This is a genomic window from Thermococcus sp. (assembly GCF_015521605.1).
Lineage (GTDB): Archaea > Methanobacteriota_B > Thermococci > Thermococcales > Thermococcaceae > Thermococcus.
In genome coordinates this window covers 84,759-98,598 of the sequence record NZ_WANV01000041.1, presented here as the reverse complement: position 1 = coordinate 98,598, position 13,840 = coordinate 84,759, and the positions used below count along the sequence as shown (strand labels likewise).

The window sequence follows — 13,840 nt, the reverse complement described above, 5'->3', positions numbered from 1 at the left end:
GATGCCGGGAATAGACGAAAAGGACAGGGAGATACTCAGAATCCTTAGAAAAGAGGGTAGAATAACCCTGACCGAGCTTGGGAAGAGGGTTGGCCTGTCCCCGGCCAGCGTGAAGAACAGGGTCGAAAAGCTGGAGAAGCTCGGGGCGATCAAGGGCTACTCCGCCATCGTTGACCCGGCCTTTCTCGACGAATACGTCCAGGCGTTCTTTGAGCTCAAGCTTGCCATAGACGACCACACCATCGACCCGATTCTGAGACGGGTTGCCAGGCTGGAGGAGGTTCAGAGCCTCTACCGGCGCAGCGGCGAGAGGCAGATACTCATTAGGGCGAGCTTCCACAACACGGATGAGGTCAAGGCCTTTGCCGGAAGGCTCAAACGGTTCTTCGGTAAAAACCTGGAGCGGGTTGAGGTCACAATCATAATAGACACCTTCAAGGAGAACTGGGTGTCGGGGGAGGGCGGGAGGCGCTGATTGCTTGGCGAGGGAGTGGGAATGCTCTTCGTCGTGAGACCCGGGAGAAAGAAAAACGAGCTTGAGGCATTCTTCATCGAGAACGAGCCTGAAAAGCTCACCTCAATGAAGAACCTGAAGGCTGACAGGATATACCGCTTCATAATGCGGGAGGGGAGGCTCTTCAAGGTCCTTGAGGGGAGCCAGTACAGGAACCCGAAGGAGATGGAGAAGCTCTTGAGACAGGCGAGGATAGTCCTCGTAAACGCCGGCGAGTGGGAGGACTACTTCCGGGGGAGGCTCCAGAACAAGATGGTTGAAAGGGCCGAACTCTGCCGTCTCTGCCTCCTCGACGGCAGGGTAACCGTCCTCACCGAGGGCAACCGCATTAAATACCACGGCGAGTACATATGCGAGCGCTGTGCCGAGGACGAGCTGAAGAGGGAGCTCCGCTTCAGGTTCAGGAGCGTCGCCATGTTCGACCAGGCAAGGAAGCTCCTCGACAGGTTCAGGGACCTCGACAAGGTTCTCTACGCCTTCGACCCCCGCTTCGACCCGACGAGGCACCCGGAGGTAACCAAGTGGGACGAGCTGAAGGCGAAGCACGTGCGCGTTGAGAAAGTTCACCTCGACGAGCTCCCGCTCCCTGAAAGGTTTAAATCCGTTCTCAAGGCGGAGGGCGTTAACGAGCTCCTCCCGGTTCAGAGCCTGGCGGTGAAGCACGGTCTCCTTGAGGGCGAGAACCTTCTCGTCGTTTCCGCCACGGCGAGCGGAAAAACCCTCATCGGCGAGCTGGCCGGCGTCCCCAAGGCCATGAAGGGTCGGAAAATGCTCTTCCTTGTCCCCCTCGTTGCCCTGGCAAACCAGAAGTACGAGGACTTTAAGCGGCGCTATTCTAAACTCGGTCTCCGGGTGGCCATCCGCGTTGGAATGAGCCGCATAAAGACCCGGGACGAGCTTGTTGTGGTTGATACGGGCATAGATGCCGACATCATAGTGGGAACCTACGAAGGAATAGACTACCTCCTCCGGGCGGGAAGGAAGATAGGAAACGTCGGAACCATCGTGATAGACGAGATACACACCCTCGACGACGAGGAGCGCGGGCCGAGGCTGGACGGGCTGATCGCCAGGTTGAGAAAGCTCTATCCAAAGGCCCAGTTCATAGGCCTGAGCGCCACCGTCGGAAATCCCGACGAACTGGCGAGGGAGCTTGGGCTAAAGCTGGTGCTCTACGACGAGAGGCCGGTCGATCTGGAGAGGCACATAATCATAGCGAGAAACGAGGGTGAGAAGTGGAGGCACATCGCTAACCTCTGCCGGGCGGAGGCGATGAGGAAATCCCGCCAGGGCTACAGGGGACAGACGATAGTCTTCACCTTCTCGCGCAAGAGGACGCACGAGCTGGCCGCTTACCTCACAAGCAAAGGCCTGAAAGCCAAGCCCTACCACTCCGGTTTGCCCTACAAGCAGAGGAAGCTCACCGAGATGGAGTTCTTGGCCCAGAGACTCGACGTCGTGGTCACCACGGCGGCTTTGGGAGCGGGCGTTGACTTTCCGGCCTCTCAGGTCATCTTCGAGAGCCTGGCGATGGGCAACAAGTGGCTCACCGTCAGGGAGTTCCACCAGATGCTCGGAAGAGCTGGAAGGCCGCTCTACCACGAGAAGGGCAGGGTCTATCTCATCGTCGAGCCCGGTAGGAAGTATTCCGCCCAGATGGAAGGCAGCGAGGACGAGGTTGCCTTCAAGCTTTTGACCGCTCCAATTGAGCCCGTGATGGTGGAATGGAGCGACGAGCTTGAGGCGGACAACGTTCTGGCACACTCCTGCGTCTTCAACCGGCTCGACGTCATCGAGGAGGTCCAGGAAAAGTGCCTCGGTGCCAACCAGAGCGCGGAAAAGGTTCTCGAAAAGCTTGGGGAGTTCGGCTTCGTCCGGCTCAAAAAGCCACTCGTTGAGGTCACGCCCTACGGAAGGGCCGTGAGCATGAGCTTCCTGCTCCCCAAGGAGGCAGCGTTTATAAGGGATAACCTCGGAAGGAAGCCGGCCCAGTGGATAGCCGTAAAACTCCTCCCCTTCGAGAACCTCTACCTGAGCGGAACGCTCCAGAGGGAGCTTGAGGGGACGGTTAGGGGAAGGCTGAGCGCCAACGTCTTCTCGCCGAGCTTCGCCTCCATCCTTGAGGAGCTCGATAAGGTTATTCCGGAGCTCAGCCCCAACGCCGCCGAGAGGCTCTTCACGCTCTACCAGGAGTTCTTCATGTGCCCTGAGGAGGAGTGCACCGAGCACGCGATGGAGCGCGTTAGCAACCTGATAATCGAGCTGAGGCGGAACGGAAAGCACCCCACTCAAATAGCGGAGCACTTCAGAAAGGTCTACGGCCTCATAGTCTATCCTGGTGACGTCTTTACCTGGCTCGACGGCATCGTGAGGAAGCTTGAGGCGATAGAGCGGATCGCGAGGGTCTTCCGCGTGAGGGACGCCGAGGAGGAGGCGAGGATCCTGAAGAGGGAAATCGAGGAGGGCAGGACACTACGCAGGGGTCTGGGGGAGGAGAGAAACAGAGACCACGGGAAACCGGGGAAAGGACACCGTGCCTGGAAAAGGTTGGATGGAAGAGGAAGAAGGGGCCGTTAGGGCTCATCCCACTATCTGAAGCACCAGCTGGGCGGGGTCTCTTATGGCCGGCCCCAGGCCGAGGATGTATATTGCGAGGTACCAGAAATAGCGCTCCTCTTCGTCGGGCACCAGGTATCTGAGCCCGTAGTAGACCGCCACGAGTATCAGCGTTATCCACGGGTAGTATGAGTACGCCCCCAGGTAGTTCACGAGTATGTTCTCCAGCCAGTGCACCTCGCGGTAGCCGTAGAAGTGGATGGCCACCACCGTCGAGGCTATGTCAAAGTAGTGGGCGAGAACCGGGTAGAGGTAGAGCCTTTCAAAGGGGCGCCACCTGTAGAACGCGAGGACTGCGGCAAAGCTGACAGCTGTGTGAAGTAGCGTCAGTCCGTAGGGCTCCCAGCTCTTGGCGTTTGTTACGAGGAGGTAGTTTGCCCAGATGGCCAGCAGTGTTCCCCATGATATGGTTACCTTCGGGTAGGTGCCAATCTTCGCGTCCACCGCGAGTGCGGGGAGTATCAGAACGAACGCCGTAAAGAATATGCCTGGAGTAAGTATGAGGGGGTTCTTTGGAAGGACTCCCCCGTCGACGAGGGCCCTCACCGTTGACCCGAACACGACCATTGGTGTAACCGCCAGAAAGAGCCTCTCGTCCACCTTTATCCCGAGGGGCTTGATTATATACTTATATGAATATATCACTCCCAGCCCCAGCAGGAAGGCGTAGACAAAGGTGTTGATCGGGTTGTATCCGCTCCTCGTGAACATGGGTTCCCAGAAGTACGTGTAGAAGAATTCCCAGAGGTAGTTCCACACCGATTCCAGCATCTTTTCCCACCAGGCCAAGGTTTGAACGACCGTTTAAAGTTCTTTTGGATTCACATGGAGAAACTTATTAAGGGGATAATTTCGTAATTGTAAGGGGGTGATACCATGTACGGTCCGGGTGTCGTTGCCGCAATGGGCACTGCGATGATACTGGGCTTTCTGCTGGCGCTCTTCATAGCGGCGCTGTTCCTGTGGATGGCAGCAAAGCTGATTGGAATACAGAACGCTTCGATAGGGAGGGCAATGATTGCAATACTCGGTGGAGGAATACTTGCCGCCATCGTTGGTGCAGTGGTTGGGGCGGTTCTGGGGCCCCTTGGCCCGATAGCGGCGTTCATTACAAACATATGGGTCATCAAGGCTGTTTTTGACACCGGCTGGCTCAGGGCGTTTCTCGCGTGGGTACTGGCTGCGGTGATAGCGGGCCTTGTGATGGGAATTCTCGCGCTCCTGGGAATATTTACACTCGGTGCACTCGCGGCGCTCTGAGCTTTTCCTTTTTGGGTAAGGTATAAATATCTCCAACGCGCTAACCTGTGTGATGCCTATGTTTTTCAAACCGGCTGAGCTCCAATCCAGAGAGGTGAAGCCCTTTGAAGGGTTTCCCTTCGGCCTCAGTGAGGGGAGCCTAGCTGGAATAATCTCGACTGACGAGCTGGCCAAAACGGCTTTTCTGTACCACCTCGTTGCAAACGCCCTTGAGAACGGCCCCGTCTATCATATCGGCCCTGGGGCATCGTTTTCCGTTAGGGTTCTAAAGCGCATCACAGAAGACGTATCCAACCTGTACGCAGGCAACGTCTACTCAGTTGAGGAACTCCTACAGGCGCTCAACGTCGTTGAGGATGGCTCCCTCGTTGTGGTTTCGCTCTTTCCGACACTCCTCAACCGTTCCGCGGAGGGAATAGTGGAGGTTCGGAAGCTGGTTGACCGAAAGGGGCTCATCCTGGTTCTGGGACACACGACCATGGAGCTCAACGAGCTTGACCTTCCCGGCGAGTTTAGGCGCTTTTATGATCTTCCGGAGATATTCGAGGCGCTGGCCGTTCTGAGAACCAGCTCCTACCGCGGCCATTACCGCCTCAACATGACCGTTCTCAAGGCACCTCCCGACTACGTTTCCGCTGTGGGTGACCACTCGATACCGGTGGACTCCCTGATAAAGCCTCTCCTCTAGCCGTACATGCTTATATGTCCGAGCCCGAGGCCGTAGCGAACGTAGAGAGCCAGGGCAAAGAGCAGCAGGACAACGGCCGTGGCGGCGTAGTCCCTGCCCGTCATCTCGATGTCGTGGAGAAACGTCCTCTTCTTGGTGGCGCCGAGGGCGCGGCTCTCAAGGGCTATGCTCAGCTCGTGGGCAGTCTTGAGGGACGCCACAAGCAGGGGTATCAGGACGGCGCTCATCCTCCTGATCCGCACGAGGAAGTTGCCCTTCTCTATTTCCCATCCCCTGCTCTTCTGGGCGTCCATGATGTTGCCCGTCAGGATGTAGAGGGTGGGGATGTAGCGGAGGGCTATCGAGATCGTCAGGCCAAACTCGTAGGGCATGCCCAGTTTCACAAAGCCGAGGATCAGGTCGCGCTGGCTCGTCGTCATCAGGAGTATGAACGTCAGCAGGGCAAACGTCAGGAGGCGCATCGAGAAGGAGATGCCGAAGAGAAGCCCCTCAAGCCTCGGCCTGTATATCAAGGGCCATATCACGATGGTTATTATGACTATCGGAAGGAGAGGCTTCAAAAGGTGGAGCACCTCCCGGATCTCAATCTTTCCAAGTGCCCTCGCCGCTATGAGCGTGAGAAAGAACAGCGGAATCAGGAAAATGGGGTCATTGTAGAGCATTATCGCGGCGATTCCGGCGAGGGTCCCGATTATCTTGACCCTTGGATCGAGGCTGTGGAGCAGGGAGTCACTCTCGAAGTAGAAGGGGTATATCATCGTGAACCACCCGCCAGGGCGTTTATAACCTCTGAGGCACTCCTGACGAATCCTATCCCGAGTTTTTCACTTATTCTGAGGAGTTCTGGTTTTTCAAGCCCGTAGTCGTGGAGTTCAAGGGAGAAGAACTTATCCACCGGGCCGTCAAAGACCTTCCTCCCCTCATGCAGCAGGACTACCCTCTCTGCCAGCTCCAGAACCAGGTCCATATCGTGGGTGATGAGGAGTATTCCATGGCCGCCTTCTCTCAGTTCGCGTATGGTCTTGATGACCCCTGCGGCGTTTCTGGCGTCCAGGCCGGTCGTGGGTTCGTCCAGAATGAGGTACCTTGGCTTCATCGCCAGGACGCAGGCTATCGCCAGTCTCTGCTTCTCACCGCCGCTGAGGGAGTATGGTGCCCTGTCTTCGTAGCCCTCAAGGTTGACTGTCTTCAGTGCCCACCTCACCCTCCTCTCGACCTCGTCCTCGCTTAGGCCGAGGTTCCTTGGCCCGAATGCAACCTCCCTGAAGACGTTCTCCTCAAAGAACATGTGCTCGGGGTTCTGGAAGACGTAACCGACTATTTTGCTCAGCTCGGCGACGGTGTGCTCCCTGGTGTCCATTCCGTCGACGGTAACCCTGCCCTTTGTGGGCTTCAGGAGCCCGTTGAAGTGCTTCACCAGCGTAGTCTTTCCGCTCCCGTTCTGGCCTACGAGGGCCACTATCTCCTCGCCCATCTCGAAGTCTACGCCCTTCAGCGCTTCTCTCCCGTTCTCGTAGATATGCCAGACGTTCTCAGCCCTCAGCATCGCTTTCCACTTCCGCCGGCTGATTTAAAAAAGTTCCCAGTGAGAACCTGAGCTCCCCGAACAGCCTCCTTGAGACCTCAAGGAGCGGGGGCGCCCTTCCGAGCACACGTGCCATGGACGTTGCATCACCCGGCACTGGGTTGGAAACGTTCAGTCCCACCCCAATAACCGCGTACCTGACCATGTCCAGCTCTCCCGCCGCCTCCAGAAGGACGCCCGCTATCTTTTTCTCCCCCACATAAATCCCCTCATCAAGAACCTCCACGGGTATCTTGTAGTCCCCGAGGGTTCTCGCCACCGCTTTGAGGGAGGGCTTCATGAGATTCCCTACCTCTGTAAGCCTCATCCTTGGTCTCAGAATCACCGAGAAGTACAGGCCACCCCTCTTTGAAAGCCACCGCCCTCCCCGCCGGGCCCTCCCAGCGGTCTGCTCTTCCGCTATGACAAACGTCCACTCGGGTTCCCCCCTCTCCGCAAGCTTCCCCGCGACCTCCATAGTTGACGGCGTCTTCAGAAGGTAGTAGCTCCTGACGTCGAGCTCCCAGGGGTAGGGCTTTCCTGGGGTGGAAACGAGCCGGTACCCTCTTCCGGTGGCTTCTATGCCGTATCCAAGGGTCTGGAGCTCTTTAATGTGCTTCCACACGGAGACCCTTGAAACGCCCAGTTCCCTGGCCATCCTGTCCCCTGACACGGTGTCTCCTTCCCTCAGCATGGACAGTATTCCCCTCTTTACGGGACTGTCCTTTATCAACCCTCTCATGACGATCAAGTTTCGTTAACTAAAACGTTTTAAAGATTAACGGAAGTGCCTCCGAGTGGTGATCAAATGAGAGCACGTGATGTGGCATTTGCCGGTCTCTTCGCGGCCCTAACTGCGGTGGGAGCGCAGATCAGCATTCCAATAGGGCCTGTCCCCATAACACTTCAGGTCTTCCTCGTCCTCCTGAGCGGGCTCGTTCTTGGGGCAAGACTCGGCTTTTTGAGCCAGCTGGTTTACGTTATCATGGGTGCCGTGGGCATGCCGGTGTTCGCCAACCTCCAGGGAGGGTTTGCGGTTCTCTACGGGCCAACAGGCGGATACATAGCGGCCTTTCCCATCGCGGCGTTTTTTGCTGGGTATCTAACCGAGAAATCCGGAGGAAAAACCGGAATGGTCGCTGGCTCTCTCGCTGGGATAGGTGTCATATACCTCCTCGGCTGGCTGAGGCTCGGCCTGTTCCTTGGTGGAGACTTTTACAGGGCGTTTCTCCTTGGAGTGCTGCCCTTCATCCCCGTGGATGTTATAAAAGCTGCCCTGGCGGTTTTGATAGCCGGCAGGGTAAGAAAAGCGGTAAATTTGGGGTGATGGCGTCACCAGTCCGCCATCGCCTCTTCAAGTATCCCCACTGCCTGCTTCTGGTGAAGCGCTGCCTTTCTCAGGTCTATGAAGATGTAGATCCTCGGAAAGTTCGCCACAACCGGGCCGTACTGGCTCGCGTTGGCGTAGTACTCCGCGGCTGTGTCGTTCTGGATGGTCGCCAGTCTGAGAGTCTCGTTGTCCATGCCCCCTGCAACGGCCCCTTCGTACAGGGTGTTGTACCTCTCAAGGTTTCTGTGGTATTGGATGTAGTAGTAGAAGTTGAACAGCATCACGTTTATTCCGCGCTGAACCGGTGCCTCCGGGGTCGGGGCCATCCGGGAATAGCCGAGGTTGTTCATGATCATTTCGGTGTAGAACGCCTTCCATTCGGGCCCTTTCCTGGCAACGCTGTACTCAATGGTCAGGCCGGTAACGAAAACCTTACCGTTTCCGAGGGTGTATATCGCGGTACTTGGCTTTCCGTAGTCTGGGCTTCCGGTGGGTGCCTGGACGGTTATTATCTCCGCATCGGCCGGCAGGCCGACGAAGTAGCCGTGGCTGGCGTAGTTGCTGTAGAGCGTCGTGTTGTTGGCTATCACGTAATCGTAGCTCGAATAGCTCTGCACTATGGTTACGTTCCTTGGGAGGGGCGTTGTCCAGAGGCCCCCATTCCATCCCCAGTTGGCGGCGTGAATCTCAAGAACCTTCCCCGCCTTCACGTAGTCTTCCAGTTTTCCCATCTGGGGGCCTATTTGGTCGTAAAAGCTCTGGGGCTGGTCGCTTACAATGATGATCATGTCGTACGTGTCTATAAGATCCTGAGCCGTTTTGTTCTGAAGTTCCATGCCACTCATAACATCGTAAGGAACCCCCATGTCAGTGAGGGTGCCCTCGACTGCCGGCGAGTTCCACGCGTTCACGTTCTTAAGGATCAGCACGTTGTATTCGCTTAGCGGCTTTGCAGAAACGATGGTGGGCCCTAACACCGCCATCAGACTGAACAGTACGAGCAGCGATAACGCTGCACTCAAAATTTTCTTCATACAAATCTCTCCTTTTGGTCCGAACCGAGCAGAAGAACCTTGGAACTCCTACCCTTAATCTATTGTAAACCTTACACTATTTAAGCCTTCTTACACAAATTTGAAGAATTTCCAATCAGATTTGCCTCACAGCTTCCTGAGTGTCTCGGCCGCGAATCTAACGTCAAAGGAGTTCCTCACCCTGAAGAAGCTCAGCGTCACCTTGGGGTTTCTCTTTGCCAGCTCCTCGACTGGCAGCAGTTCGTAGTCGAGGAACTCGGTGATCCGGCTTAAGCTCCGGTATCCCTCTGCAAGGGAAGCGTTTATAGCGCCCTCCAGGGCGTCAGGCTCGTATATTGCGTGCGTAACCTCCGCCGTCCCGTCCTTCCAGACCGGTATCAGCGCCTCCGGCTCGTTCTCGTAGAAAAGACCTATAAGGTAGTTCACGAGAAAGGGCATTATCAGGGGCATGTTGCCCTCGGCGAGGAAGAAGGGCCCGTCCGGCATCGCTTTCAGGAGGGCCTCCATTTTATTCTTCGCGCTTACCGGAACGGGATTCAGGACGTGGAGGGAGTAGGTTTTGAGTTTGTCCTTTCTTACGACGGTGAGGGTCTCGTCTATCCTCTTACTCATCAGGAGTCTCCTCTCGGTGAGCTTCACCACAGGTTCATCGTTTACGGGTATCGTGTAGTTCTCCCACCGCTTCTCCGGGAACGCGAGGATGAGGGCTTTCATGGCCACAACTTAGCCGGTCGGTTTAAAAGTCAATCGCCGGTTCATAAAGGTGCTGGACTACACGGTGTGGATTTTCAACTCTTTGAACTCCTCCCTTACCCACTCGAAGTGCCTGTCCTCCGTGAAGAGTGTCAGCTCACGGTTTATTGCAACGGCCGCAATGATGGCATCAACCGCCGGAATCGGCGTTCCCTTTTTCACCATCGCCTGCGAAATCTTGATTGCCAGCAGATAGTCCTCCAGAGTCGGGGGTTATCACGGTCAGCCCAGCTCAAGGCCCCTTGGGAACTCAACGATGTTGAGGACCGCCGTGTATCCCCTGAGCTTCTTCCCGGATTTGACGGCCTCAATCAGGACGTTGGTGTCATAGAGAGCCTTTTCCATTCCGCATCCCTCGTTTCTTTGAGCGCTTCCTCGTACTTCTCAACGGGAGTTTCCTCAAGCTCCTTCTTGAATTCTTCACCGAGGAGGGAGAGGAGTTCATAAGAGCCCAGCTCCTCGGTCTCTATCTTTGTTGGGCACTTTGCTATAGCCTTCATCGCTACTTCGCTCCTCGTTATCTTGGGACACTTCTTCATCTGTCACTCAGTCTCTTTCTCGGGGTTAATATATATTTCATTCAGAGATACCCTAAGTTTACCAGATTCTTTAAGTTTCTGGAAAATATTTTTGAATTCATTCCATTTTTCCGGATTTTTATTAAAATATGCCTCAAGAGCATCTCTAACATCATACGGATAGTGTTCGTCTTTATCTGAAAAGACAATACTTATTCTCTCTACAAGATCCTCATCTAAACCTTTATATTCAATATAAATTGCGGGGAGTAGCGACCTTTCATTTGCTATGGTAAAGCTGTGTCCCTTGGGAACTATTACTTTATCAAGTAGAACTCTTTTGAAAGTTTCGAAAAATCCGTATTCCTCCAGGATCTTTACAAGTTCTGGTTTTCTTGATAACAACTCATAGGCCTCTAGGATACTCCAATCTGTGAGTTTATAAGGTATTCTTTTTACCAGCTTCCTGCACTTATCAAGACTATCACTTGACAAATATGAGGGACCCATCAACAACAGCTCTAAAAATTGTGGGAGGAGATAAGGTGGTATGTCCTTTTCTTCTTCTCTAAGTGTGTTCTCTATTAACCCAATAATCTCTTCGGCATATATTGGTCTCTGTGTTAGAATATCTCTCAAGCTCTCAGGATACAGTCCTGCAAAAACTTGTATATCAATGTCGTCCTTTTGGAGAATATATTTGATGAGTTCTTCGCTATATTTTCTGTATTCGGGACTTCTCTTAGAAAAGTTTTGCAAGATCTCGTACAGCTTAGCAGTAACCTCATACCGCGTCATTTCAGGCATATTTTTGTTTTTAAGTTCATTGTTTAACATGTCTAAAAATTTTGAAAAGGATTCCACTGAGATTAATTGTAATGCTTGATAAAGTGAGGTAGCAATTAATTTGTCATTATCACTTCCAAATTTCTCAAATATGTCCGCTAGTCTATTTACAAACACCTCAATTTCCCCGGCTATAGCTATCTTAGATAGAGCATCTATTATAAATCCCCACAAAGCCTCCACATGAGAATATGAAATATTATAATCCTTCCCATGAGCACAGATATTTCTATATTTGCGATAGGCTTTAATTAGTGTAGGAAGATCCTTGGGGACGTGAAATATTTTCTCAATCTCTTTTTTATGCTTTTTATGTTCTTTTTTGATATTTTCATTTAAGATAACGTTTACTACATTGGAGTCCCATGAATCTTCATCAGTAAACCACTCTTTTACCAATTTCCAGCTTTCCTCAGAGATGCCTTGTGGGCAATGTGGGATTTTCAAGAATCTTTCCTTTATAGCTGAAACAAAAAATAGCCATCCCATAATATATGCTGCTCGGTAAGCACCAGCTTTGTATGCAATGATAGACTCTATCAATAGTCCTTGAGAGTTTTCATATTGTCGTCCCCTGCTTTCAATCCACTTTTCGATCTCGAGAGGCCTCAAAATAATTCCCCCAGTTGATATTTCTCCCTGAATAACATATTATGACGAAGAGTTAAAAAGAATAACGGATATTTTAAAATTCCTGTTCCTCCAGCCACCTCTCCATCCACCTCGCTATCAGCTCCAGGCGCTTAACCCTGTGCTTCGGCTTCCCGCCCCTGCTCAAGTCGTGGTTCTCGCCCGGGAAGAGCGCCAGCTCGACCGTCTTGCCGAGGTATTTGAGGGCAGTGTAGAACTGGAGCGCCTCGGGAAGCCAGCACCGGTAGTCCTCCATTGAGTGGATTATGAGGAGCGGCGTTTCAACGTTCGGCGCGTACTTCAGCGGGCTCTTCTCCCAGTAGCCCTCGGCGTTGCTCCAGGGGTCGCCGCCTATCTGGTCGGGGGCAAAGAAGTAGCCTATGTCGGTCGTTCCAAAGAAGCTCGTCCAGTTGGAGATGGAGCGCTGGGTTACCGCTGCTTTGAACCTCTTCGTGTGCCCGACTATCCAGTTCGTCATGAAGCCGCCGTAGGAGCCGCCGGTGACGCCTATCCTTTCTCCATCGATAAAGTCGAAGCGCTTCACCGCTTCATCGATGACCTCCATCAGGTCTTGGTAGTCCCTCTCCCCGTAGTGCTCCCTTATGTCAGCAAAGCTTTCCCCGTAGCCGTCGCTTCCGCGCGGGTTGGAGAATATCACGACGAAGCCCTTGGCCGTCAAAACGTGGAACTCGTGCATGAAGGAGTAGCCGTAGGCGGTTTTAGGCCCGCCGTGTATCTCAAGAACCGCCGGATACTTCTTCCCGGGCTCGAAGTCAACGGGCTTCATGACCCATGCGTCTATCTCAACACCGTCGCTGGCCCTAACCTTGAAGTGCTCTGGCTTGGAGAGTGTGTACTCCTCAATCCAGCCGTTGAAGTCGGTAAGCTTTCTCTCCTTCCCGTCCCTTAGCGTGTAAAGCTCCGTTGGAGTGACCGCATCCTGGGCAGTAAAGGCTATGTAGTCCCCGATTGCAAAGCTCTCGACGCTCCTATCGCCGCCTACAACGCGCTCAATCTCGCCGTTGAGGTTCACGCGGAAGAGGTTCGCCCTCGGGCCGTCGGTTGCGACGTAGTAGACCCAGCCGTCCTTAAAGACCAGCTCCGCCCTCTGGCTTCCGCGCACGTCGCAGTTGAGTGAGTTGTATGCCGAGCGGTCGAGGCCGGCCGTGAGCTTTCTAAGCTCGCCACTCTCCGGGTCGTAGTGGTAGATGTGGGTGTTCGTGGGAATCCCACGCTCGCGGGTGTTGGCCTTGAGGATAAAGGTTCCGTCGTCGAGCGGAATGAAGTCACTCACGCTCCACTCTCCGTGGGTTAGCCTCTTTGCCTTCCTGCCCTCAAGGACGTAGAGGTCGCTCACCATCGGCTTTCTCTCGCGGTCTTCCTGGGCGACGAAGTAGAGCTTTCCTTCATAGAACCTAATCTGCGAGACGTCGAGGTTCTTCGGCGTCATGCGCCTCTTCTTCCCCGTTTCAACGTCCACCAGATAGACAACGCTCCTCTTTCCGTAGACCCAGCCGGCGCCGTTGAACCAGAATGGGATCTCCCTGATGACGTGGACATCATCTTTGGGCTTCTTCTCGATGTCTATCGGCGTAACGACCGCTATGCCCTTCCCGTCCTCCGTGAAGCGGAGGTTTTTGATTCCATACTTGAACTTCGTTAAGAGCCTCGCCTCGCCGCCGTCGGTCGGGATGACGTAGAGCTCTGCCTCCTTGCTCTCCTTATCGCGCTTGGAGGTGAAGGCCACGAGCTTCCCGTCCGGGGAGAACCTCGGGTTCCCGTCCTTCTTGCCGGCGGTGAAGGGCTTGACCTTCCTGCCGTCGTAGAGGTAGAGCCTTGAGAAGTAGTCGTCCTTTTCGAGGCTTACCTCCGTCACCTGGAAAACGAGCTTTCTCCTGTGCGCGTCGATGTTTCCCACGAGCTTAAACTTTCCGAGGTCTTTCTCGGTCAGACCCTTTGCCATTTAGAATCACCGAATAAACTCGGCCTTTTTCGTATAAAAGCTTAGCGTTTCGATGATTATCGAGAAGATTTCAAAACCGCCTAACCTTTTTAAATCCCCCGTCTCCCTTTTATCCGGGAGGGGT

At 54.1% G+C, this 13,840-nt stretch carries 16 protein-coding genes; 5 read left to right on the top strand and 11 right to left on the bottom strand.

Annotation, left to right across the window (positions count from 1 at the left end):
• Nucleotide 1 precedes the first annotated feature (1 nt).
• Nucleotides 2-475, top strand: a complete 474-nt coding sequence (locus F7C11_RS11150; RefSeq protein ID WP_297093422.1) for an Lrp/AsnC family transcriptional regulator — start codon at nt 2-4, stop codon at nt 473-475.
• Between the two features lie 21 nt (nt 476-496).
• Nucleotides 497-3,091, top strand: a complete 2,595-nt coding sequence (locus F7C11_RS11145; RefSeq protein ID WP_297093538.1) for a DEAD/DEAH box helicase — start codon at nt 497-499, stop codon at nt 3,089-3,091.
• 3 nt (nt 3,092-3,094) lie between these two features.
• Here F7C11_RS11145 and F7C11_RS11140 read toward each other — a convergent pair whose 3' ends face one another.
• On the bottom strand, nt 3,095-3,901 hold the full coding sequence (locus tag F7C11_RS11140; RefSeq protein ID WP_297093420.1) for a DUF63 family protein: 807 nt from the start codon (nt 3,899-3,901) through the stop codon (nt 3,095-3,097).
• 105 nt (nt 3,902-4,006) lie between these two features.
• Here F7C11_RS11140 and F7C11_RS11135 point away from each other — a divergent pair, with 105 nt between their 5' ends.
• Together F7C11_RS11135 and F7C11_RS11130 are read left to right on the top strand one after the other, a co-directional pair.
• Nucleotides 4,007-4,390 carry a hypothetical protein gene (locus F7C11_RS11135; RefSeq protein ID WP_297093418.1) on the top strand — a complete coding sequence of 128 codons (384 nt, stop codon included), beginning with the start codon at nt 4,007-4,009 and terminating at the stop codon, nt 4,388-4,390.
• Nucleotides 4,391-4,442: 52 nt separating this feature from the next.
• Nucleotides 4,443-5,078, top strand: a complete 636-nt coding sequence (locus F7C11_RS11130) for a hypothetical protein (protein ID WP_297093414.1) — start codon at nt 4,443-4,445, stop codon at nt 5,076-5,078.
• Here F7C11_RS11130 and F7C11_RS11125 read toward each other — a convergent pair.
• Genes F7C11_RS11125 through F7C11_RS11115 form a run of 3 tightly spaced genes read right to left on the bottom strand, consistent with a single transcriptional unit; the run spans nt 5,075 to nt 7,384 of the window.
• Complete coding sequence (locus F7C11_RS11125; protein ID WP_297093412.1) at nt 5,075-5,836, bottom strand: energy-coupling factor transporter transmembrane protein EcfT; 762 nt, start codon at nt 5,834-5,836, stop codon at nt 5,075-5,077. The two genes, F7C11_RS11130 and F7C11_RS11125, sit on opposite strands and share 4 nt — an antisense overlap.
• A complete protein-coding gene (locus F7C11_RS11120) occupies nt 5,833-6,624 on the bottom strand; it encodes an energy-coupling factor ABC transporter ATP-binding protein (RefSeq protein WP_297093410.1) in 792 nt (263 codons plus the stop codon). The genes F7C11_RS11125 and F7C11_RS11120 overlap by 4 nt, the downstream gene beginning before the upstream one ends.
• Nucleotides 6,611-7,384 (bottom strand): biotin--[acetyl-CoA-carboxylase] ligase, encoded by a 774-nt coding sequence (locus F7C11_RS11115; RefSeq protein WP_297093408.1) that lies wholly within the window; start codon nt 7,382-7,384, stop codon nt 6,611-6,613. The genes F7C11_RS11120 and F7C11_RS11115 overlap by 14 nt, the downstream gene beginning before the upstream one ends.
• A gap of 66 nt (nt 7,385-7,450) precedes the next feature.
• Here F7C11_RS11115 and F7C11_RS11110 point away from each other — a divergent pair, with 66 nt between their 5' ends.
• Nucleotides 7,451-7,969, top strand: a complete 519-nt coding sequence (locus F7C11_RS11110) for a biotin transporter BioY (RefSeq protein ID WP_297093407.1) — start codon at nt 7,451-7,453, stop codon at nt 7,967-7,969.
• Between the two features lie 5 nt (nt 7,970-7,974).
• On the opposite strand, the gene F7C11_RS11105 is transcribed toward F7C11_RS11110, so the two are convergent.
• From F7C11_RS11105 to F7C11_RS11075, 7 genes are all read right to left on the bottom strand, one after another.
• A complete protein-coding gene (locus F7C11_RS11105; RefSeq protein ID WP_297093404.1) occupies nt 7,975-9,006 on the bottom strand; it encodes a pyrolysin in 1,032 nt (343 codons plus the stop codon).
• Between the two features lie 126 nt (nt 9,007-9,132).
• Nucleotides 9,133-9,720, bottom strand: a complete 588-nt coding sequence (locus F7C11_RS11100) for a molybdenum cofactor guanylyltransferase (RefSeq protein ID WP_297093402.1) — start codon at nt 9,718-9,720, stop codon at nt 9,133-9,135.
• 57 nt (nt 9,721-9,777) lie between these two features.
• Entirely contained in the window at nt 9,778-9,936 is a 159-nt protein-coding gene (locus F7C11_RS11095) for a PIN domain-containing protein (RefSeq protein ID WP_363316513.1), read from the bottom strand.
• Between the two features lie 45 nt (nt 9,937-9,981).
• The gene (locus tag F7C11_RS11090) at nt 9,982-10,104 is read right to left on the bottom strand and encodes a hypothetical protein (protein WP_297093400.1); all 123 of its coding nucleotides are present in this window, start codon (nt 10,102-10,104) and stop codon (nt 9,982-9,984) included.
• Nucleotides 10,071-10,298, bottom strand: coding sequence for a hypothetical protein (locus tag F7C11_RS11085; protein ID WP_297093398.1), 228 nt, complete (start codon nt 10,296-10,298; stop codon nt 10,071-10,073). Before F7C11_RS11085 ends, F7C11_RS11090 begins: the two co-directional genes overlap by 34 nt.
• Nucleotides 10,299-10,301: 3 nt before the next feature.
• Nucleotides 10,302-11,735 (bottom strand): hypothetical protein, encoded by a 1,434-nt coding sequence (locus tag F7C11_RS11080; protein ID WP_297093397.1) that lies wholly within the window; start codon nt 11,733-11,735, stop codon nt 10,302-10,304.
• 73 nt (nt 11,736-11,808) lie between these two features.
• On the bottom strand, nt 11,809-13,716 hold the full coding sequence (locus tag F7C11_RS11075) for a S9 family peptidase (RefSeq protein WP_297093395.1): 1,908 nt from the start codon (nt 13,714-13,716) through the stop codon (nt 11,809-11,811).
• Nucleotides 13,717-13,840 lie beyond the last annotated feature (124 nt).